A 19,498-nucleotide genomic window follows, 5' to 3' on the forward strand; every position below is an offset into this window, starting at 1 on the left:
CGCGTCCTACGCTTTCAACGGGATCAGTGACATGAACTTTTCGGACATGTTGAACATCGGCCTGATGCAGGGCTTCGCGGGCCTGAGCCTGTTCGCGGTGCTGCTGCTGATGGGCCTGGGGCTGGCGATCATCTTCGGCCAGATGGGCGTCATCAACATGGCGCACGGCGAGTTCATGACGATCGGGGCCTACACGATCTACCTGGGCTCGACGCTCACCGAGGCGCATGCGCCGGCCTTGCTGCCGTACTACTTCCCGCTCGCCATCGTGATGGCCTTCGTGTTCGCCTTCATCGCCGGCTGGCTGGTGGAGTGGGGGCTGATCCGGCACCTCTACAAGCGCCCGCTGGACACCCTGCTGGCCACCTGGGGCATCAGCCTCGGGCTGCAGCAGATCTTCCGCACCGGCATCGGGCCCAAGGAAGTGAGCCCGACGCTGCCCGAGTGGCTGATGGGCTCGTGGGCGCCGGCCGAGGGGCTGGACATCCCGATCAACGGCCTCTTCGTGCTGGCGCTCACCGCCTTCGTGACGGCGGGCATCCTGATCGCGCTGCACCGAAGCCGCTGGGGCCTGCGCGTGCGCGCCACGGTCGCGAATCGCCAGATGGCCAACGCGACCGGCATCGACACCAGGAAGACCGACCGCCTGACCTTCGCGATCGGCTGCGGCATCGCCGGCGTGGCGGGCGCAGCCTTCACCACCATCGGCTCGACCGGGCCGACCTCGGGCCAGCTCTACATCGTCGACGCCTTCCTGGTCGTCACCTTCGGCGGCGCGGCCAGCCTACTGGGCACGGTGGTGTCGGCCTTCGGCATCGCGCAGACACAGTCGATCTCGGAGTTCTTCATTACCGGCTCGATGGCCAAGGTGCTCACGCTCTCGCTGATCGTGCTGATTTTGATGATGCGCCCGCAAGGTCTCTTTGCCGTCAAGGTGCGGCGCTAGGACTTCTCACATGACTTCGCTTTTCGATTCGTTCAAGCGCTCGGGCCTGTGGAGCGTGATCGTGCTGGCGGTCCTGCTGGCGGTCGTGCTGCCGGCCACGCTCGATATCTTCCGCCTCAACCTGGTCGGCAAGTACCTCACCTACGCCTTCGTCGCCGTCGGCCTGGTGATGGTGTGGGGCTACGGCGGCGTGCTGAGCCTGGGGCAGGGCGTCTTCTTCGGGCTCGGGGGCTACGCGATGGCGATGTTCCTGAAGCTGGAGGCCTCGGACCCCGAGACCACCAAGATCCAGTCGACGCCGGGCATCCCCGACTTCATGGACTGGAACCAGATCACCGAGCTGCCGATGCTCTGGCTGCCCTTCAAGAGCCTGCCGCTGACGGTGATCCTAGTGATCGCGGTGCCGACGGCGCTGGCCTGGCTGATCAGCTTCGCGATGTTCAAGCGCCGCGTGGGCGGCGTGTACTTCGCGATCATCACGCAGGCGGTGGCGCTGATCCTGTCGGTGCTGATCATCGGCCAGCAGGGCTACACCGGCGGCGTCAACGGCATGACCGACCTGAAGACGGTGCTGGGCTGGGACACGCGCACCGACAGCGCCAAGTACATCCTCTACTACCTCTGCGTTGGCCTGCTGATGGCCAGCATCCTGCTGTGCCTGTGGATCCAGAAGAGCAAGCTCGGCACGCTGCTGCTCGCCATGCGCGACAAGGAAGACCGGGTGCGCTTCTCGGGCTACGACGTCTCGAACTTCAAGGTCTTCACCTTCTGCTTGGCCGCCGCACTCTCGGGCATCGGCGGTGCGATGTTCGCGCTGCAGGTGGGCTTCATGTCGCCGTCCTTCGTCGGCATCGTGCCCTCGATCGAGATGGTGATCTTCGCGGCCGTCGGCGGGCGCATGAGCCTGGTAGGCGCGGTGTACGGCGCGCTGCTGGTGAACGCGGGAAAGACCTTCTTCTCCGAGAGCTTTCCGGATCTGTGGCTGTTCCTGATGGCCGCGCTTTTCATCGGCGTCACGCTGGCCTTCCCGATGGGCTTGGCCGGGCTGTGGGAGAGCCATATCAAGCCCTGGTGGCTGCGCCGCGCGGCCGAGCGGAAACTGCATGCCGAGCAGCTGGCCGCCGCGCAGGCCCACTATCCGGAGCCGCCGCCGAAGGCGAGCCGCACCGTCGATGAACCCTCGCTGCCCGACGGTGTCGGCAGCCAGAGCGCCTGAGGATTCTTCATGAGCAGCAACACCGACTTCGCGCTCGCAGTGGAAGACCTCAGCGTCTCCTTCGACGGTTTCAAGGCCATCGACGATCTCACGCTCTACATCGATCGCAACGAGCTGCGCGTGATCATCGGCCCCAACGGCGCCGGCAAGACCACCTTGCTCGACCTGATCTGCGGAAAGACCAGGGCCACGAGCGGCAGCATCAAATTCCAGAACACCGAGCTCACCAAGATGGCCGAGCACAAGCGCGTGCGCCTGGGCATCGGGCGCAAGTTCCAGACCCCCTCGATCTACGAGAACCTGAGCGTGTTCCAGAACCTCGAGGTGTCCTTCCCCAAGGGGCGCTCGGTGTTCGGTGCGCTGGCCTTCCAGTGCGACGACGAAGTCAAGGCCAAGGTGCAGGCGGTGGCCGATGACATCGGCCTGGCCGGCAAGCTGCATACCGAAGCCGGCCTGCTCTCGCACGGCCAGAAGCAGTGGCTCGAGATCGGCATGCTGCTGATGCAGGAGCCCGAGCTGCTGATGCTCGACGAACCCATCGCCGGCATGAGCGCGCGCGAGCGCGAGCTGACGGCCGAGCTGCTCAAGCGCATCTGCAGGAACCGCGCGGTGATCGTGATCGAGCACGACATGGATTTCGTCAAGCAGATCGCGCACAAGGTGACCGTGATGCACCAGGGAAAGATCCTGGCCGAAGGGCCGATGGAGAAGGTGCAGGCCGACCCGAAAGTCATCGACGTCTACCTCGGTCATTGAGAGAAAGAGACCCATGCTCCAAGTGACAGACCTTCACGTCGCCTACGGCCAGAGCGAGGCGCTGCACGGCATCTCCTTCGAGGCCAGGGCCAACGAGACCGTCGCCATCATGGGCCGCAACGGCATGGGCAAGACCACGCTGTTCAAGAGCCTGATGGGCGTGCTGCCCATCAAGAGCGGAAGGATCGAGGTCGCGGGCCAGGACGTGTCGCGCGACGAGAGCTTCCGCCGCGTGGCCAAGGGCATCGCCTACGTGCCGCAGGGCCGCATGATCTTCCCGACGCTGACGGTCGAGGAAAACATCCAGACCGGCCTGGAGAACGCCAAGGTCAAGCGCATTCCCGAGGAGATCTACGCGCTCTTCCCGGTGCTCTTCGACATGAAGCGGCGCAAGGGCGGCAACCTCTCGGGCGGCCAGCAGCAGCAGCTGGCCATCGCTCGCGCGCTGGTCACCGAACCCAAGGTGCTGCTGCTCGACGAGCCCACAGAAGGCATCCAGCCTTCGATCATCAAGGACATCGCGAAGGCGCTCAACGAGATCCGAAAGATGCGGCAGATCACGATCGTCGTGTCCGAACAGGTGCTGAGCTTCGCGCTGGACGTCGCGGATCGGCTGTTCGTGATCGAAGGCGGCCGCCTGGTCCACGAAACCGCGCGCGACAAGACCGACGTGAACCACATCAAGGCCTACCTCTCCGTTTAACCGAACCCCAAAGAAGGAGCACGCATGACCGACACCCTGATCAAGGTCGACCTCACCCAGTCGCCCACCGAGAACGAGATGATCCACAACCGCTGGCATCCGGACATCCCGATGGCATGCTGGGTCAACCCGGGCGACGACTTCATCCTCGAGACCTTCGACTGGACCGGCGGCTTCATCAAGAACAACGACAGCGCCGACGACGTGCGCGACATCGACCTGAGCACCGTGCACTACCTCTCGGGCCCGGTGGGCGTGAAGGGCGCCGAGCCCGGCGACCTGCTGGTGGTGGACCTGCTGGACATCGGCGCCAAGCAAGACAGCCTCTGGGGTTTCAACGGCTTCTTCTCGAAGAAGAACGGCGGCGGCTTCCTCACCGACCATTTCCCCGAAGCACAAAAGTCGATCTGGGACTTCAAGGGCATGTTCACCAGCTCGCGCCATGTGCCGGGCGTCAACTTCGCGGGCCTGATCCATCCGGGCCTGATCGGCTGCCTGCCGGACAAACCGATGCTGGACGTGTGGAACAAGCGCGAGATCGACTTCATCGCGACCGACCCGGAGCGCGTGCCGGGCCTGGCCAACCCGCCCTTCGCCGCCACCGCCCACATGGGCAAGATGACGGGCGAGGCGAGGGCCAAGGCCGCCGCCGAGGGCGCGCGCACCGTGCCGCCGCGCGAGCATGGCGGCAACTGCGACATCAAGGATCTGTCGCGCGGCTCCAAGGTCTTCTTCCCGGTGTACGTGGATGGTGCGGGCCTTTCGGTGGGCGACCTGCACTTCAGCCAGGGCGACGGCGAGATCACCTTCTGTGGCGCGATCGAGATGGCCGGCTGGGTGCACATGAAGGTCAGCCTGATCAAGGGCGGCATGGCCAAGTACGGCATCAAGAACCCGATCTTCAAGCCCAGCCCGATCACGCCGAGCTACAACGACTACCTGATCTTCGAGGGCATCTCGGTCGACGAGGCCGGCAAGCAGTACTACCTGGACGTGCACATCGCCTACCGCCAGGCCTGCCTGAACGCCATCGAGTACCTGAAGAAGTTCGGCTATTCGGGCGCGCAGGCCTATTCGATCCTCGGCACGGCTCCGGTGCAGGGCCACATCAGCGGCGTGGTCGACGTGCCCAACGCCTGCGCCACGCTCTGGCTGCCGACGCAGATCTTCGACTTCGACATCAATCCGAACGCGGCAGGGCCGACGAAGATGATCGACGGCTCGATCGACATGCCGCTGTCGCACGACCTGCGCTGAGGCGGGCGGAATCGATGCCCACCTACGATTACGCCTGCAGCCGCTGCGGCGGCTTCGACGCCTTTCGCCCGCTGGCGGCACGCAACGAGCCTGCGGCCTGCCCGCATTGCGGCGAGGCCTCGCCGCGCGTGTTCGCGAATGCGCCACAGCTGGCTCTGATGGCCGGCAGCACGCGGCGTGCGATCGAGACCAACGAACGCGCCTCGCACGAACCGCGAATCTCGCGCGACTACGCGCGACTCAGGCACCCGGCCGGCTGTGGCTGCTGCTCGAGCGCGCGCTCAGGCGCCACGGTGAAGGCACCGAACGGCGCCAAGACCTTTCCCTCGAAGCGGCCCTGGATGATCAGTCACTGAAGCGCTTCACTCGGGCGCCAGCCTGAAGCTGGTCTTCAGGCCACCGACCGCCGACGGTCCGACCCACAGGTCGAAGTTGCCGGGCTCCACCGTGGGCTGCAGGTCCTGGCCGATGAACATCAGGTCGGCGCGCGAGAGCGTGAACTCGACCGCCATCGTCTGGCCCGCTGGCACGCGCACCTTGCGGAAGCTCTTGAGCTCCCGCACCGGCCGCGTGACGCTGGCGGCGCGGTTGCCGATGTAGAGCTGCACCACTTCCTCGGCCTCGCGCTTGCCGGTGTTGGTGATGCGCGCGCGCACGGTCAGCGTGCCGTCCCAGGCCATGCGGCCCGGGCTACTCAGTTCCAGGCCCTGGTAGCGCACGCGTGCATAGCCCAGCCCGTGGCCGAAGGGGAACAGCGCATCGTTGCTCGCGTCCAGGTAGCGTGCCTTGTAGAAGGTGGCCGGCGCATCGGCGAGCTGCGGCCGGCCGGTGCGCTTGTGGCTGTAGTAGTAGGGCACCTGGCCCGGCGTCTGCGGAAAACTCACCGGCAGCCGGCCCGAGGGATTGACGTCGCCGAACAGCACGTCGGCGATGGCCGGCCCGGTCTGCGAACCGAGGAACCAGGTGACCAGGATCGCGCGCGCATTGCGCACCGCGCCCCTGAGCGCCAGCGCGCGCCCGTTGCGCAGCAGCACGACCACCGGCTTGCCGGTGGCTGCGACAGCGTCGGCGAGCTCCTGCTGCGCCCGCGGGATCTCGATGTCGCTTCGCGAACGGGCCTCGCCCGACATTTGCTCGTTCTCGCCGATCGAAAGCACCACGACATCGGCCTCGCGCGCCGCAGCGACTGCGGCGTCGATACCGCCCGCGATCGGCGCATCGACGTCCGAGCCGCGCACCACTGTGAGCAGTTCGGGCGAGGCGAGCGAATTCCGGATCGCCTCCTCGATGCCGGCCGGCGACGCCTGGCCGGGAAAGACCATCCAGGGCCCGAACAGGTCGGAGGCACCGGCAAAGGGGCCGATGAGCGCGATGCGTTGCCCCGACTTCGACAGCGGCAGCACGTCGCCGTCGTTCCTGAGCATCACGATCGAGCGTCCGGCAGCATCGCGCGCCAGCGCCTGGTGCGCGGAACTGTCGAAGCGCGGGCTGGCCGCGTCTTCGAGCCCGCGGAAGGGCTGGTCGAACAGGCCCAGCCGCAGCTTGATCCGCAGCACGCGGCGCACCGCGTCGTCGAGGCGGGACATCGGCACTTCGCCCGAGGCCACCAGGCCGGGCAGGTGCTGCATGTACAGGCCGCTCTGCATGCTGACGTCCGTGCCCGCGAGGAAGGCGCGCTTGGCGGCTTCGCGCCCGTCGGCCGCGAAGCCGTGCGCGATGAGTTCCTCGTCGGCGGTGTAGTCGGAAACGACGAAGCCCTGGAAGCCCCATTCGCCGCGCAGCACGCCGGTCAGCAGGTTGCGGTTGGCGTTCGAGGGGATGCCTCCGATCTCGTTGAAGGCGCTCATGATCGACAGCGCGCCCGCATCGATGGCCGAGCGAAAGGGCGGCAGGTAGACCTCGCGCAGCGTGCGCTCCGAGAGATCGACCGTGTTGTAGTCGAGCCCGCCCTCGGCCGCGCCGTAGCCGGCGAAGTGCTTGGGCGTGGCGAGCATTGCATCGGCGCGCCCGAGGTCCTTGCCCTGGAAGCCGCGCACCCGCGCGGCCGCGAACTGGCGGCCCAGGTAGACGTCTTCGCCGGCGCCCTCGACGCCGCGGCCCCAGCGCGCGTCGCGCGCGATGTCGACCATCGGCGCGAAGGTCCAGCGGAAGCCGTCGGCCGTGGCCTCGACGGCGGATGCATGCGCCGTGCGTTCGGCCAGGGCCGGCTCCCAGCTGGCCGCCTCCGCGAGCGGCACCGGGAACACGGTGCGGAAGCCGTGGATGACGTCGGCGCCGAAGAGGAGCGGAATGCCCAGGCGCGACTCGTTGACCGCAGCCTGCTGCGCCCGGCGCTTGCCTTCGAGGCCCGCGTTGTTGAAGAGGCCGGTCACGCGGCCGGCGCGGATGTCGGCCAGCTGCTGCTCCTGGCTCTGGCGCGCGGCCTGCGGATTGGCCACGATGTCGATGCCCGCGGGCGCGTAGAGGCTCAGCTGGCCGACTTTTTCTTCCACCGTCATGCGCACGATGAGGGACTCGACGCGCGCAATCGACATCGGGGTCAATCCGCCGGGCGTGGGGCCCGTGGCGCAACCGGTGATGCAGGCGAGAAGGAAGAGGAGGGCGAAGACGAGGCGGGGGAATCTGCAGACGCTCATTGCCCGCATTTTCGCGTGAGCCGAATGGCTCGGAAAATCGTCGGGCTCTCGGGCCCCGGCTGTCCCTACGTCAATCAACGTATTCGCCGCCGTCCGCCGGCTTCGCAGAATGGATCGCATCCATGGCCACAGACAAGGACCGATCATGATTCACGGCGATATTTCGAGCAGCAAGGACACCGTCGGCGTCGCGGTCGTCAACTACAAGATGCCGCGTCTGCACACGCGCGCCGAGGTGCTGGAGAACGCGAAGGCGATCGCGAAGATGGTGGAGGGCATGAAGACCGGCCTGCCGGGGCTGGACCTGGTGATCTTTCCCGAATACAGCACGCACGGGATCATGTACGACAGCACCGAGATGTACGAGAACGCGGCCACGGTGCCGGGCGCCGAGACCGAGATCTTCGCCGCCGCCTGCCGCAAGGCCAAGGTGTGGGGCGTGTTCTCGCTCACCGGCGAGCGCCACGAGGAGCATCCGAAGAAGGCGCCCTACAACACGCTGATCCTCATGAACGACCAGGGCGAGATCGTCCAGAAGTACCGCAAGATCATGCCCTGGGTGCCGATCGAGGGCTGGTACCCGGGCAACAGCACCTACGTGAGCGAGGGTCCCAAGGGCCTGAAGATCAGCCTCATCATCTGCGACGACGGCAACTACCCCGAGATCTGGCGCGATTGCGCGATGAAGGGGGCAGAACTCATCGTGCGTTGCCAGGGCTACATGTACCCGGCCAAGGAACAGCAGATCCTGATCTCGAAGGCGATGGCCTTCGCCAACAACACCTATGTGGCGGTGGCCAATGCATCCGGCTTCGACGGCGTGTACTCGTACTTCGGCCACTCGGCGATCATCGGCTTCGACGGCCGCACGCTCGGCGAGTGCGGCGAAGAGGAAATGGGCGTGCAGTACGCCGCGCTGTCGAAAAGCCTGATCCGCGACTTCCGCAAGAACGGCCAGTCGGAGAACCACCTGTTCAAGCTGCTGCATCGCGGTTACACCGGCATCCTCAATTCGCACGAAGGCGACAAGGGCGTGGCCGACTGCCCCTACGACTTCTACGCGCAATGGATCGCCGACCCGCAGGCCACGCGCGAGAGGGTCGAGGCACTCACGCGCTCCACGGTCGGCACCGCCGAAGCGCCGATCGACGGCATCCCCAACGAGGAGACCGCCAACCTCTATCGCTGAAGACACGCTGCCGGCGCGGGCACAATCCGCGCCATGAGGCAATGGTTGCGTACGCAGGGTGGCTGGTGGCTCGCATGGCTGCTGCTCGCCGGCGCCGGTGCGGTCTGGATCGCGCGCGCCGAACTCCGGCAGCTCCATGAGGAGTTCGAGGCCAACGGGCGCATCGCGCACCGCCTCATGAGCCAGCAGGTGGTGCAGTACGACGCGGTACTGGCCACGCTCGCATTGCTGGAAACCGCGCCGGACGGGGCCCGCTCGGAGCAGCGCCTGCCGTCCGTCTACCCCTCGATCCTCGGCGTGCAGCGGCGCGATGCCGGCGCGGCCTGGGCCGACCCTCCGTTGGCGGCGGCCGAGGCGAAGTCGCGCGAACTGCGGCGCCCCGAGCTTGCAACGCAGGACTTCGCGAACGGCCGCTACCGGCTCGTGATCGGCGCCGAGCCGACCAGCTATGCGCTCGACATCGACCTCGCGAGCACCGTGCCCTGGCGCGACTGGCCGATGGACCCGAAGCAGAGCCCGGTGCGCGTGGTGCTCGAGCATGCGGGCCAGCAGTTCGTGCTGCAGGCCGGACAGCCCGCGGCCTCGCAGGGCTGGCCCTTCAGCTTCCGCAAGGTGCTGGCCTCGGAAAGCCAGGCCTTCGACCTGGCGGCGCAGCGCCAGGTCTCATGGCGCGAACTGCCCTGGGCCTGGATGGCCGCCTGGGCGCTCGCGATGGCGGTGGTGCTGGCCGGCAGCTACGCGTTGCGGCGCCAGCGCATCGAGCGGCGGCGTGCCGAAGAGCTGCTGCGGCTCGGCCAGGTCGCGCGCCTCAATGCGCTCGGCGAGCTCGCGGCGGGCATGGCGCACGAGCTCAACCAGCCGTTGACCGCGGTGCTCGCCAACACGCAGGCCGCGCGCCGGCTGCTCGACGACGACCCGCCCGAGCTCGACACCGCACGCGCGGCGATGAAGCAGGCCGCCGAACAGGCGCGCCGTGCCGCCGACGTGGTGGCGCGCCTGCGCCGCGTGATCGAGCGCCCCGGGCATGCGACCGAGGCCAGGCCGGTGATCCTGCAGGAGGTGGTGCGCAACGGGCTGCACCTGCTCGGCCCGGAATTCGACAGGCGCGCGATCGCGCCGGCCTTCGACGGTGCGGCACAGGCGCCGGTGAGCGTACGGGCCGAGCCGGTGGCACTGGAGCAGATCGTCCACAACCTGCTGATGAACGCGCTGCAGGCGCTCGAAGAACTGCCGGCCGGCGAGCGGCAACTGCGGCTCACCGTGGTTCGCAACGGCGCATACGGTGTGTTGACCGTGAGCGACAACGGGCGCGGCATTGCGCCGGAGATCCTGCCGCGCATCTTCGAGCCCTTCTTCAGCACGCGCGAAGGCGGCCTGGGACTGGGCCTGAGCTTGTGCCAGACCTTGGCCGAGAGCGTGGGCGGCACGCTGGCCGCGGAAGCGGCCGCGCCGCGCGGTGCCCGCTTCACGCTGCGCTTGCCGCTTTCGTCATGAACGAGCCGCTCTCTCCGCTCATCCACCTGATCGACGACGACCTCGCCGTGCGCGAGAGCCTGGCCCTGCTGATCGGCACGGTGGGCCTGCGCACGCAAGGCTGGGCGGATCCGCAGGCCTTCCTCGAGGGCTTCGACCGCGGCGGCATCGGCGCCATCGTGCTCGACGTGCGCATGCCCGGCATCGGCGGCCTCGCGCTGCTCGAAACGCTGATCGCCCAGGGCGTCGACCAGCCGGTGATCATGCTCACCGGCCACGGCACGGTCGAGATGTGCCGGCGCGCCTTCAAGGCCGGCGCGGCGGAGTTCCTCGAGAAGCCGGTCGACGACGAACAGCTGCTCGAGGCGCTGCAGCACGCGGTGCGCCAGCACATCCGCTCGCGCGAACGGGCGCAGGCCGACCAGGCGGCGCGCGAGCGCCATGCCCAGCTCTCCGAACGCGAGCGCGAGGTGCTGGGCTTCATCGTGGCCGGACTCACCAACAAGGAGATCGCGCGTGCGCTCGCGTTGTCGCCGCGCACGGTCGAGACGCATCGCGCCAACCTGTTCGCCAAGCTCGGCTGCGATTCGCTGGCGCAGCTGATCCGGCGCTACGCAGCGCTCGTCGACAGCACTCCGTAGTTCTACGGAGCGGCCGGCGTAGCCGTACGAATGTTCCTTCGAAGGGCCTGTTTCTACAGTTGCGTTGCGGCCGGCAAGGCGCCGGCGCAAATCGATCAACCCCTTTCGGAGACCTACATGCATTCGACCCTTCGCCTCGGCAGCCTCGCCGTCCTGCTCGCCGCTTCCGCGATGAGCGCCCAGGCCCAAGCCCAGACGCCGAGCCCCGCCGTCCGCAGCGAAAAGAACATCTCGCTCGAACTCGCGAACCAGCTCGCCGCGGCGACCGTGGCAGCCTGCGCGGCCAACGGCTATTCGGTGGCGGCCACGGTGGTCGATCGCGCCGGCGTGGTGCGCGCGGTGCAGCGCGCCGACAACGCGGGCTCGCACACCGTGGGCGCCAGCGAGCGCAAGGCCTGGACCTCGGCTTCGGCCAAGGCGCCGACGCTGGCGATGATGGAGAACGCACAGAAGAACCCCGGCGCGGCCAACCTGGTGAACATCCCCGGCTTCCTGCTGCTCGGCGGCGGCGTGCCGATCAAGGCCGGCAACGAAGTCATCGGCGCCGTGGGTGTCGGTGGCGCGCCGGGTGGTCACCTGGACGAGCAGTGCGCCAACGCGGGGATCGAGAAGGTCAAGGCGCAGTTGGGCTGAAGGCGATGAAGGCCGTCCTTGTCTTCGCTGCGCTCGTGCTGACCGCGGGCGGCCTGGCTCCGCCTGCGGCGGCGCAGATGCCGCCGGCCGCCGCAGAGGTGCTGGCCTATGAAGGCTTGCACCAGGCGGCGTGGCGCGGCGACCTGCCGCGGCTGAAAGCGCTCATCGAGGGCGGCGCCGCTCTCGATGCGCGCGACAGTCGCGGCCACACGCCCTTGCACGTGGCGACGCATGCGCGCCAGCGCGAGGCGATCCGCTTGCTGGCCAAGGCCGGCGCGAGGCTCGACGAAAAGCTCAAGGCCGCGGGCGCAAAGTAGGGGCCTGCGAACGGGCCCCCGGCTCGGGGACAATCGGGCGATCCTCGATGCAGGGCCGCTCCATGTACATGCCACCCCAGTTCAATTCGCAAGACCGTGCCATCGCCGCGGAACTGATGCGCGCGCATCCTTTCGCCAGCCTGATCTCGACCGACGACGACGGGCTGCCCTACGTCTCGCACCTGCCGCTGGTGCTCGACGACCGCGGGGAGGGCGGCTTCGCACTCTTTGGCCATTGCGCCAAGCCCAATCCGCACTGGCGCTACCTGCAGGCGCGGCCGCAGGCGCTGGTGAGTTTCCTGGGGCCGCATGCCTACATGTCGCCCTCGGTCTACCCCGACCTCGCGCGCGTGCCGACCTGGAACTACCTGGCGGTGCATTGCACGGTCCAGGCCCGGCTGATCGAGACGCCAGCTGAAAAAGATGCGCTGCTCAAGCGCTTGATCGGCCAGCACGAGCCGGCCTACGCCCAGCAGTGGCGCGAACTCGGTGAGGAGTTCCAGAACAAGATGCTGAACGGCATCGTCGGCTTCGAGCTGCAGGTGACGGCATTGCAGTGCAAGGTCAAGCTCAACCAGCACCGGCGCGAATCGCATGCCGCCATGCACGCGCGCTACAGCGAGGGCACGCCCGACGAACAGGCGCTGGCCGCGTGGATGCAGCGGCTCGGCATGAAGACCGGCGCGGCGCAGACGGAGGAAGGCTGAGATGCGCGCCCTCGGCTTGATCGGCCTGGTGCTCGCGCTCGCCATCGTCGGGCTGCTGGCCAGGAAGCAGATGGGCGGCGTCGCGGGCGCACCGGCCGCCGACGCACGCACGCAAAGCCAGCAGGTCCAAGAGCAGTTCAAGCAATCGCTGGACGCCGCGATGCAGCAGCCGCGCCCCCTGACCGATGACAAATGACGCGCACTGGATGCAGCTCGCGCTGGCCGAAGCGCGGCTGGCGGCCGAGGCCGGCGAAGTGCCGGTGGGCGCGGTGCTCGTGAAGGACGGCCGGCTCGTTGCCAGCGGACGCAACGCGCCGGTCGCGCAGCACGACCCCAGCGCGCATGCCGAAATGAACGCGCTGCGCGCGGGCGGTACGGCGCTCGGTAACTATCGCCTCGACGGCTGCGAGCTCTATGTGACGCTCGAGCCCTGCGCCATGTGCGCCGGCGCGATGCTGCATGCGCGGCTGGCCCGCGTCGTGTTCGGCGCGGCCGATCCGAAGACCGGTGCCGCGGGATCGGTACTCGACCTGTTCGCGCAGAGCCAACTCAACCATCGCACGCACGTGCAGGGCGGCGTGCTTGCAGCGGAATGCGGCGATCTGCTGCAGGATTTCTTCAAGGGCCGCCGCAGCGCGGCGCGCGAAGCGGCCGAACCCCTGCGCGACGATGCCTTGCGCACGCCGGTCGAACGCTTCGGCGCGCTCGCCGGCTACAGCTTCGCGCCGAACTACGTGAGCGATCTGCCGAGTCTGCAGGGCTTGCGCATGCACTACCTGGACGAAGGGCCGAGTGGCGCCGCTTGCACCTGCCTCTGCCTGCACGGACCGGGCGAATGGAGCTACTTCTTCCGCCATCTCGCGGCCTTGCAGACGCTGCGCGTGCTGGCGCCCGACCTGATCGGCTTCGGCCAAAGCGACAAGCCCAAACGGGAGGCCGTGCACCAATGGACCTGGCATCGCGACGTGCTGCTCGAATGGCTGGAGCGCCTGCAGCCCGGCCCGCTGGTCCTGGTGCACAGCGCCGGCGCTTCCGAACTCGCGTCGCTGCTGCGCGCTGCCATGCCCGCGCGCTTTCCCTTGGCGCTGCTGGCGCCCGACGCCGGCGAGCCCGTGGCCGACGCATGGCGCGCGCCCTTTCCCGACCGCGGATACGAAGCCGCATTGCGTGTCCTGGGCCCGACTCCGCGGGGCGTCTCGGGCCCTGACGCAGCACAGGCGTCCCGGCTGGCACAGGAGGCAATGGGATACTTCGCCCCGTGAAAAAGAAACACATCTACATCTACTCGCCCTCCAGCGCGGTTCGCAACAAGGCCGCATTCCGGCGCGGCGTGAAGCGCCTGCAGGCGCTGGGCCATGAAGTCGAACTGGACGAAGCCGCGCTCGACAGCCATCAGCGCTTTGCCGGCGACGATGCCACCCGCCTGGCCGCCATCGCGCGCGCCGCGGGCAGCCGCGCCGACGTGGCGCTGATCTCGCGCGGCGGCTATGGGCTCACGCGCATCCTCGATGCCATCCCCTACAAGGCCGTGACCCGCGCGATCGAGCGCGGCACCGAGTTCGTGGGACTGAGCGATTTCACGGCCCTGCAGAACGCGCTTCTCGTGAAAACCGGCGCCGTGAGCTGGGCCGGCCCCGCGCTCGGCGAGGACTTCGGTGCCGAGGATGGCGCCGACGACATCATGGAAGCCTGCTTCGACGATCTGCTGAGCGGGCGGGGCGAAGGCACAGGCTGGCGCATGCCGGCGCGCGATGCCGCGGCGATGCCGGGCTTTCGCGGCATTCACGATGCGGTGCTGTGGGGCGGCAATCTCTGCGTGCTCACCAGCCTGCTGGGCACGCCGTACTTTCCCCAGATCGACAAGGGCGTGCTTTTCTTCGAAGACGTGAACGAGCATCCCTACCGCGTCGAACGCATGCTCGACCAGTTGCGCCACGCGGGCGTGCTGGGCCGTCAGAAGGCGGTGATCTTCGGGCAGTTCACCGGCGCCAAGAAAGTGCCGCACGATCGCGGCTTCAGCATGCAGACCGTCGTTTCACGGCTGCGCGAACTGATCAAGGTACCGGTGCTGGCGGGCCTACCCTTCGGTCATGTGCCGACGAAGGTGCTGTTGCCCGTGGGGGCCAAGGTGGAACTGGCGGCAGACGCACGCGACGTCTTCATGGTGTGGGGACACCGGCACGCGCATTGAAAAAAGAAAAAGGCTGCTATGCAACAGCCCATCAGGTGGTGATGCGGTGGTGCGGTCTGGGCCCCATCGCGCCGGGCAGGCCGCCCTTGAACAGGCGGTTGATCTGTCTCATCTGGCGGCGGGCGGCGACCTCGCCATCGATCGCGCTCAGCGCGGTCAGCACGTCCTGGCGCAGGTACCAGAGCGCCTCGAGATCGCCGGCAAAGCGAACGCGCTGGGCAACCCGCTGAACGGAATGGCCGCCGTGGACTTGCAGCAGCGACAGCATCGCAGTACGGATCTGGCCCATCTGACGGTCCGCCGAGCGGCGCAAGCCGAGGCTCGGGAACGACAGAAAGCGGAAGAAACTGCTAAGTGACACCATGAAAGACGAAGGCGTTTTGCCGGAGGCCTTGAGGGTTGCTACGTTAAAGCCGCGCAGGACGCCACACAAGTGTGGAAACATCATTTCATGTTCAAAAACAACATACTTCACGAATCAGTTCATGCACTGGTCGAAGAATTGATACCTAAGTTCTACTTGACGGGTGAAATGAGCGCCAAGCGCCTGTATCGAAATGAAAAAGCAACAGGCGTAGCGGCTTCCCGGTCGATTTGACATGCTGAAAGGGCGTTTTTCTGATGCTTTGACATAATCCCTCGGCGAGAGCTACCAAAAATTGCACACAATGAGCGCCCACCCCACTGTCGTTTTTGCTGACCTGACGGGGAGCACCCGGGTCTTCGAGGCCATGGGGAATGCACGTGCAACTGACACTGTCACAAGACTGATTCAGTGGATCGGGGGTGTTTGCGAGGCGCACGGCGGCCGCGTCGTGAAATCGCTGGGCGATGGCGTCTTTGCGATATTCGCCAATGGTGCGACCGCCACCCGGGCCGTGCTGGAACTCCAGCGCAACCACCAGAAGCGGCTTCAGACCTGGCCCGCACCGCTCAGGATGGAGCTTCAGATCGGCGTGGCGAGCGGCGAGGTGGTCGAAGTCGACGGCGACTGCTATGGCGACGCGGTCAACCTGGCTTCGCGGCTCAGCGATCTGGCCGGCCCGAGCCAGATCTGGGCCACGGAGTCGGTCATCGACGAATTGGTGGGCGGCGAGGTACGCCACCGCAGCCTCGGCCCGATCAACATCCGCGGCAAGAACGAGATGCCGATCGTCCACCGTATCGACTGGCAGGACGAGGTCTCGGAGTTCCTCACGATGCCGGCCTCCCTGGCGCCGCCGGCGCGAGGCGCCGATTCGTCCTTCGGGCAGATCGAACTCGCATGGCTGGACGTGCGCTCGATGTTTCGCGCCGCGGAGCTGCCTATCCATCTGGGGCGCGTCGACGAAGCCCAGTTCGTGGTCAACGATCCGCGCGTGTCGCGGCTGCACGCGCGCATCGAAGCGCGGCAGGGCAGTTGCGTGCTGGTCGACGTCAGCACCTACGGCACCTGGGTCCGCTTTCACGGCACGGCCGGCGCCAGCGGCGAGATCGCGCTGCGGCGCGACGAATGCGTGCTGCACGGCAGCGGCGAAATCGGGCTCGGTGCACCCTTGAGCGACTTCAGCGCACCGACCATCTCGTTCAACACCACCGGCGGCAACGTGTTGCTGGCGCGCCGCGACCTGCGGTAGGGCCTGCTAACAGGCCCTAAACCCCTGCCGGCATCGCGCCGCGCGCGAATCTTCTTGGCATTGCCGGCGAGTGCGTCCACCATGGCGGCCTCTTTCTCCGCCGCGCCATGCTGCCGCCCTTCGATCCCTGGCTCACGAGCTTTGTCGCCGCCGACGTGGCCGTGGCCTCGCATGCGAGCGCAGAGGCGCTGGCGGGCCGGCGGGCGCGGCGTCTGGCCGATCTGCTGAGGTCCGCAGCGCGCGGATCGGCGCTGTACCGCAAGCTGCTCGCGGGCCGCGATCCGGCGCGCCTGCGCCTCGAAGAGCTGCCGATTGCGCAGAAGGCCGAATTGATGCGCCGGTTCGATGACTGGGTCACCGATCCCGCGCTGCGGCTCGATGCGCTGCGCCGCTTCGCCTCCGACCGCTCTCGCATCGCGGACCCTTTCCTCGGCCGCTACGTGGTGTGGGAGAGCTCGGGCAGCAGCGGCGAGCCGGCCGTCTTCGTGCAGGACGCCCGGGCGATGGCGGTGTACGACGCGCTCGAATTTTGGCGGCGGCCGGTGCTGCGGCCGCTTCAGCGGATGATGGACCCGTGGTCCGTCGGCGAAGGCATCGCCTTCGTCGGTGCGACCTGCGGCCACTTCGCCAGCACGGTGTCGATCGAGCGGCTGCGGCGGCTGAATCCTGCGCTGGCCGGCAGCCTCCGCGGCATCTCGTTCCTGCAGCCCGCCGGCAAGCTGGTGGCAGAACTGAATGCATTGGCACCCGCTGTCATCGCCACCTATCCGAGCGTGGCCGTGCTGCTGGCGGAGGAGCGCCTTGCCGGCCGGCTCGAGACGGCGCCGCGCGAGCTGTGGACCGGCGGCGAAGACCTCTCGACGGCGACGCGCGATTTCCTGCAACAGGCCCTGGGCTGCCGGGTGGTCGACAGCTACGGCGCCTCGGAGTTCCTGACGCTCGCCGCCGAATGCCGTTGCGGCAGCCTGCATCTGAACTGCGACTGGGCGATCCTCGAATCGGTCGACGAAGGTGGTCGCCAGGTGCCCGTCGGTGAGGCCGGCGCGACCACCTTGCTGACCAACCTCGCGAACCACGTGCAGCCGCTGATCCGCTACGACCTGGGCGACCGCGTCACGCAGCGCGCTTCGGCTTGCGCCTGCGGCTCCCATCATCCGGTGATCGAGGTTCAGGGCCGCAACGACGACACGCTGCGGCTTGGCCGCCCCGGTGCGCGGATGGTGCGCATCCTGCCGCTGGCCGTGAGCACGGTGCTGGAAGACGATGCGGGCCTGTTCGACTTCCAGCTCGAGCAGCAGGGGCCTTGCGACCTGCTGCTGCGCACGGGATTGCATGGCAAGGCCGCGGACACGAGCTTGCGGCGCGCCCGGGCGGCACTCTCGGCCTTTCTGGTGCGGCAAGGCGCGGCCGGCGTGCACATCCATTGCCGAAGCGGCGAGACGGGACGCCGCGGCCGCAGCGGCAAGGTGCAGCGGGTGGTCGGCGCGCATGCTTGAAGCACGGGGCGGCATCCACTAGGCTTGGTCCACGCATCCAACATGGAGACCGGCATGACCATCGCGAGTCCATTTCCCATCCCTTACGGCAACTTTCAGCCCGTCCTCGATTGGCAGGCCGCCTTCATCGAGAGCCTGATGCAGGCTCAGAACTTCCAGCTCCAGATGCTGACCGCCTGGCAACGGCCGTTCGCCAGCGTCAACCAGGACCTGTGGGACCAATGGGTGGCCCGTTTCGGCGGCGGCGTGCCGTTGGACGCGTAGGGCGCCCGAAACCTCGGGTTTATACCTAGGCCTGAGCCCCTCAAGTTTCGGCTCCGCGCTGCCGATATGCCTGACAACCCGGCCCAGTTTGGCGGCCGCGACGGGGAAAGCACATGCGCAATTGGAAGATCAGTACCCAACTGGGTATGGGGTTCGGGATCGTGTTGCTGTTGATGGCGACAGGGGTCGCGATCGGCATCGCGTGCCTCCAGGACATCGCTGGCAGCGGCACCATCACCCCGGAACTCGCGCGGCGTATCGATTCGACGCAGAACCTCATGCTGGGCCTCGGGCTCGTCGCCCTGCTGGCGGGCGTCGGCTGCACCCTCTGGCTCGCGCGCAGCATCATGCAGCCGCTGGGCGAAGCGATCTTCATCGCGGAGACCGTGGCTTCGGGCGACCTCAGCAAGGAATTCGAAACCGAGCGCGGCGGCGATTTCGGACGCCTCTTGCGCGGCATGGGCGAAATGGAGGACACCCTGACCGACGTGGTGACCCGCATCAAGGCGTCGACCGACTCGATCGTGGTGGCATCCAGGCAAATCGCTGCCGGCAATCAGGATCTGTCTTCGCGCACCGAGGAGCAGGCCAGCTCGCTGGAGCAGACCGCGGCCTCGATGGAAGAACTGACCTCCACCGTCAAGCAGAACGCGGACAACGCGCGCCAGGCCAATCAACTGGCGCTCTCGGCCTCCGAGGTGGCGGTCAAGGGCGGCGATGTGGTCAGCCAGGTGGTCCAGACCATGGCCTCGATCAATGCCTCGTCCAAGAAGATCGTCGACATCATCGGCGTGATCGACGGCATTGCCTTCCAGACCAACATCCTGGCCTTGAACGCAGCGGTCGAAGCCGCGCGTGCCGGCGAGCAGGGCCGTGGCTTTGCGGTGGTGGCTTCCGAAGTGCGCAACCTCGCGCAGCGCTCGGCCGCCGCGGCCAAGGAAATCAAGGGCCTGATCGACGATTCAGTCGGCAAGGTCGATGCCGGCAGCCAACTGGTCGGCGAAGCCGGCAAGACCATGGAAGAGATCGTGGGCAGCGTGAAGCGGGTGACCGACATCATCGGCGAGATCACGGCGGCGAGCCACGAGCAGACGCAGGGCATCGAGCAGATCAACCAGGCGATCACGCAGATGGACCAGGTGACGCAGCAGAACGCGGCGCTGGTGGAAGAGGCCGCGGCTGCGGCGCAATCGATGCAGGAGCAGGCGGGGAACCTCTCGCAGGTCGTCGGCACCTTCAAGCTCGACGACGACGAACAGCCCGTCGTGGCCCAGCCCAAGCCGATGCCGGTGCAAACGCGGCCTGTCGTCCAGCCGGTGCGGCCGGCACAGCCACCGGCGCGGCGGGCCATTGCCGCGCCGCAGCGCAAGCAACTGGCCGCCACGAGCACGCCAGCCGGCAGCGGCGACTGGGAGACCTTCTAGACCCGCAGCTGCCAGCCGATGGCCTTGATCGCG

21 protein-coding genes are annotated in these 19,498 nt (G+C 67.5%); 19 read left to right on the forward strand and 2 right to left on the reverse strand.

What is annotated here, in order from left to right; all coding sequences use genetic code 11:
• The first annotated feature begins 31 nt into the window (after positions 1-31).
• Genes urtB through ACSQ9A_RS13500 form a run of 6 tightly spaced genes read left to right on the forward strand, consistent with a single transcriptional unit; the run spans position 32 to position 5,234 of the window.
• Positions 32-946: an urea ABC transporter permease subunit UrtB gene (gene urtB, locus ACSQ9A_RS13475; protein WP_093107435.1), complete on the forward strand. Its 915-nt coding sequence runs from the start codon at positions 32-34 to the stop codon at positions 944-946.
• 10 nt (positions 947-956) lie between these two features.
• Positions 957-2,162: an urea ABC transporter permease subunit UrtC gene (gene urtC / locus ACSQ9A_RS13480; protein WP_436303984.1), complete on the forward strand. Its 1,206-nt coding sequence runs from the start codon at positions 957-959 to the stop codon at positions 2,160-2,162.
• A 9-nt stretch (positions 2,163-2,171) separates the two neighbouring features.
• Positions 2,172-2,918: an urea ABC transporter ATP-binding protein UrtD gene (gene urtD / locus ACSQ9A_RS13485; RefSeq protein ID WP_093107431.1), complete on the forward strand. Its 747-nt coding sequence runs from the start codon at positions 2,172-2,174 to the stop codon at positions 2,916-2,918.
• Between the two features lie 13 nt (positions 2,919-2,931).
• A complete protein-coding gene (gene urtE, locus ACSQ9A_RS13490) occupies positions 2,932-3,621 on the forward strand; it encodes an urea ABC transporter ATP-binding subunit UrtE (RefSeq protein ID WP_093107429.1) in 690 nt (229 codons plus the stop codon).
• 24 nt (positions 3,622-3,645) lie between these two features.
• Positions 3,646-4,878: a formamidase gene (gene fmdA / locus ACSQ9A_RS13495; protein WP_436303985.1), complete on the forward strand. Its 1,233-nt coding sequence runs from the start codon at positions 3,646-3,648 to the stop codon at positions 4,876-4,878.
• Positions 4,879-4,892: 14 nt separating this feature from the next.
• A complete protein-coding gene (locus ACSQ9A_RS13500) occupies positions 4,893-5,234 on the forward strand; it encodes a zinc ribbon domain-containing protein (protein ID WP_436303986.1) in 342 nt (113 codons plus the stop codon).
• Positions 5,235-5,240: 6 nt separating this feature from the next.
• Here ACSQ9A_RS13500 and bglX read toward each other — a convergent pair whose 3' ends face one another.
• Positions 5,241-7,514: a beta-glucosidase BglX gene (bglX, locus tag ACSQ9A_RS13505; RefSeq protein ID WP_436303987.1), complete on the reverse strand. Its 2,274-nt coding sequence runs from the start codon at positions 7,512-7,514 to the stop codon at positions 5,241-5,243.
• A 145-nt stretch (positions 7,515-7,659) separates the two neighbouring features.
• On the opposite strand from bglX, the gene ACSQ9A_RS13510 reads away from it, so the two are divergent.
• The 9 genes from ACSQ9A_RS13510 to ACSQ9A_RS13550 all read left to right on the forward strand — a co-directional run bounded on the left by ACSQ9A_RS13510 (position 7,660) and on the right by ACSQ9A_RS13550 (position 14,665).
• Positions 7,660-8,703, forward strand: coding sequence for an aliphatic amidase (locus ACSQ9A_RS13510; protein ID WP_436290431.1), 1,044 nt, complete (start codon positions 7,660-7,662; stop codon positions 8,701-8,703).
• Between the two features lie 33 nt (positions 8,704-8,736).
• On the forward strand, positions 8,737-10,197 hold the full coding sequence (locus ACSQ9A_RS13515) for a sensor histidine kinase (protein ID WP_436303988.1): 1,461 nt from the start codon (positions 8,737-8,739) through the stop codon (positions 10,195-10,197).
• Positions 10,194-10,817 carry a response regulator transcription factor gene (locus ACSQ9A_RS13520; RefSeq protein ID WP_093107417.1) on the forward strand — a complete coding sequence of 208 codons (624 nt, stop codon included), beginning with the start codon at positions 10,194-10,196 and terminating at the stop codon, positions 10,815-10,817. Before ACSQ9A_RS13515 ends, ACSQ9A_RS13520 begins: the two co-directional genes overlap by 4 nt.
• Positions 10,818-10,934: 117 nt before the next feature.
• Complete coding sequence (locus ACSQ9A_RS13525; RefSeq protein WP_093107832.1) at positions 10,935-11,450, forward strand: GlcG/HbpS family heme-binding protein; 516 nt, start codon at positions 10,935-10,937, stop codon at positions 11,448-11,450.
• A 5-nt stretch (positions 11,451-11,455) separates the two neighbouring features.
• Positions 11,456-11,767 (forward strand): ankyrin repeat domain-containing protein, encoded by a 312-nt coding sequence (locus ACSQ9A_RS13530; protein WP_436303989.1) that lies wholly within the window; start codon positions 11,456-11,458, stop codon positions 11,765-11,767.
• Positions 11,768-11,829: 62 nt separating this feature from the next.
• A complete protein-coding gene (locus tag ACSQ9A_RS13535; protein WP_436303990.1) occupies positions 11,830-12,474 on the forward strand; it encodes an FMN-binding negative transcriptional regulator in 645 nt (214 codons plus the stop codon).
• 1 nt (position 12,475) lies between these two features.
• Entirely contained in the window at positions 12,476-12,670 is a 195-nt protein-coding gene (locus ACSQ9A_RS13540; protein ID WP_093107413.1) for a hypothetical protein, read from the forward strand.
• Positions 12,660-13,736 (forward strand): tRNA adenosine(34) deaminase TadA, encoded by a 1,077-nt coding sequence (gene tadA / locus ACSQ9A_RS13545; RefSeq protein WP_436303991.1) that lies wholly within the window; start codon positions 12,660-12,662, stop codon positions 13,734-13,736. Before ACSQ9A_RS13540 ends, tadA begins: the two co-directional genes overlap by 11 nt.
• The gene (locus tag ACSQ9A_RS13550; RefSeq protein WP_436290427.1) at positions 13,733-14,665 is read left to right on the forward strand and encodes an LD-carboxypeptidase; all 933 of its coding nucleotides are present in this window, start codon (positions 13,733-13,735) and stop codon (positions 14,663-14,665) included. The genes tadA and ACSQ9A_RS13550 overlap by 4 nt, the downstream gene beginning before the upstream one ends.
• Before the next feature lie 31 nt (positions 14,666-14,696).
• On the opposite strand, the gene ACSQ9A_RS13555 is transcribed toward ACSQ9A_RS13550, so the two are convergent.
• Positions 14,697-15,140, reverse strand: coding sequence for a hypothetical protein (locus ACSQ9A_RS13555; RefSeq protein WP_436303992.1), 444 nt, complete (start codon positions 15,138-15,140; stop codon positions 14,697-14,699).
• A gap of 193 nt (positions 15,141-15,333) precedes the next feature.
• Here ACSQ9A_RS13555 and ACSQ9A_RS13560 point away from each other — a divergent pair, with 193 nt between their 5' ends.
• The 4 genes from ACSQ9A_RS13560 to ACSQ9A_RS13575 all read left to right on the forward strand — a co-directional run bounded on the left by ACSQ9A_RS13560 (position 15,334) and on the right by ACSQ9A_RS13575 (position 19,465).
• Complete coding sequence (locus ACSQ9A_RS13560; protein ID WP_093107405.1) at positions 15,334-16,281, forward strand: adenylate/guanylate cyclase domain-containing protein; 948 nt, start codon at positions 15,334-15,336, stop codon at positions 16,279-16,281.
• Positions 16,282-16,388: 107 nt separating this feature from the next.
• Positions 16,389-17,777: a phenylacetate--CoA ligase family protein gene (locus ACSQ9A_RS13565; RefSeq protein WP_436303993.1), complete on the forward strand. Its 1,389-nt coding sequence runs from the start codon at positions 16,389-16,391 to the stop codon at positions 17,775-17,777.
• A gap of 54 nt (positions 17,778-17,831) precedes the next feature.
• Positions 17,832-18,041, forward strand: a complete 210-nt coding sequence (locus tag ACSQ9A_RS13570; protein WP_436303994.1) for a hypothetical protein — start codon at positions 17,832-17,834, stop codon at positions 18,039-18,041.
• A 113-nt stretch (positions 18,042-18,154) separates the two neighbouring features.
• Positions 18,155-19,465 (forward strand): methyl-accepting chemotaxis protein, encoded by a 1,311-nt coding sequence (locus ACSQ9A_RS13575; RefSeq protein ID WP_436303995.1) that lies wholly within the window; start codon positions 18,155-18,157, stop codon positions 19,463-19,465.
• Positions 19,466-19,498 lie beyond the last annotated feature (33 nt).

It is taken from the genome of Variovorax sp. LjRoot290 (assembly GCF_964253985.1).
In the GTDB taxonomy this organism is placed as follows: domain Bacteria; phylum Pseudomonadota; class Gammaproteobacteria; order Burkholderiales; family Burkholderiaceae_C; genus Variovorax.

Bases quoted from the DNA above. Each gene is read 5' to 3' on its own strand.
- urtB (WP_093107435.1), top strand. From the start codon at position 32: ATGAACTTTTCGGACATGTTGAACATCGGCCTGATGCAGGGCTTCGCG.
- ACSQ9A_RS13525 (WP_093107832.1), top strand. From the start codon at position 10,935: ATGCATTCGACCCTTCGCCTCGGCAGCCTCGCCGTCCTGCTCGCCGCT.
- ACSQ9A_RS13515 (WP_436303988.1), top strand. From the start codon at position 8,737: ATGAGGCAATGGTTGCGTACGCAGGGTGGCTGGTGGCTCGCATGGCTG.
- ACSQ9A_RS13510 (WP_436290431.1), top strand. From the start codon at position 7,660: ATGATTCACGGCGATATTTCGAGCAGCAAGGACACCGTCGGCGTCGCG.
- tadA (WP_436303991.1), top strand. From the start codon at position 12,660: ATGACAAATGACGCGCACTGGATGCAGCTCGCGCTGGCCGAAGCGCGG.
- ACSQ9A_RS13500 (WP_436303986.1), top strand. From the start codon at position 4,893: ATGCCCACCTACGATTACGCCTGCAGCCGCTGCGGCGGCTTCGACGCC.
- fmdA (WP_436303985.1), top strand. From the start codon at position 3,646: ATGACCGACACCCTGATCAAGGTCGACCTCACCCAGTCGCCCACCGAG.
- urtD (WP_093107431.1), top strand. From the start codon at position 2,172: ATGAGCAGCAACACCGACTTCGCGCTCGCAGTGGAAGACCTCAGCGTC.
- ACSQ9A_RS13560 (WP_093107405.1), top strand. From the start codon at position 15,334: ATGAGCGCCCACCCCACTGTCGTTTTTGCTGACCTGACGGGGAGCACC.
- urtE (WP_093107429.1), top strand. From the start codon at position 2,932: ATGCTCCAAGTGACAGACCTTCACGTCGCCTACGGCCAGAGCGAGGCG.
- urtC (WP_436303984.1), top strand. From the start codon at position 957: ATGACTTCGCTTTTCGATTCGTTCAAGCGCTCGGGCCTGTGGAGCGTG.
- ACSQ9A_RS13540 (WP_093107413.1), top strand. From the start codon at position 12,476: ATGCGCGCCCTCGGCTTGATCGGCCTGGTGCTCGCGCTCGCCATCGTC.
- ACSQ9A_RS13570 (WP_436303994.1), top strand. From the start codon at position 17,832: ATGACCATCGCGAGTCCATTTCCCATCCCTTACGGCAACTTTCAGCCC.
- ACSQ9A_RS13565 (WP_436303993.1), top strand. From the start codon at position 16,389: ATGCTGCCGCCCTTCGATCCCTGGCTCACGAGCTTTGTCGCCGCCGAC.
- ACSQ9A_RS13535 (WP_436303990.1), top strand. From the start codon at position 11,830: ATGTACATGCCACCCCAGTTCAATTCGCAAGACCGTGCCATCGCCGCG.
- ACSQ9A_RS13530 (WP_436303989.1), top strand. From the start codon at position 11,456: ATGAAGGCCGTCCTTGTCTTCGCTGCGCTCGTGCTGACCGCGGGCGGC.
- bglX (WP_436303987.1), bottom strand. From the start codon at position 7,514: ATGAGCGTCTGCAGATTCCCCCGCCTCGTCTTCGCCCTCCTCTTCCTT.
- ACSQ9A_RS13575 (WP_436303995.1), top strand. From the start codon at position 18,155: ATGCGCAATTGGAAGATCAGTACCCAACTGGGTATGGGGTTCGGGATC.
- ACSQ9A_RS13520 (WP_093107417.1), top strand. From the start codon at position 10,194: ATGAACGAGCCGCTCTCTCCGCTCATCCACCTGATCGACGACGACCTC.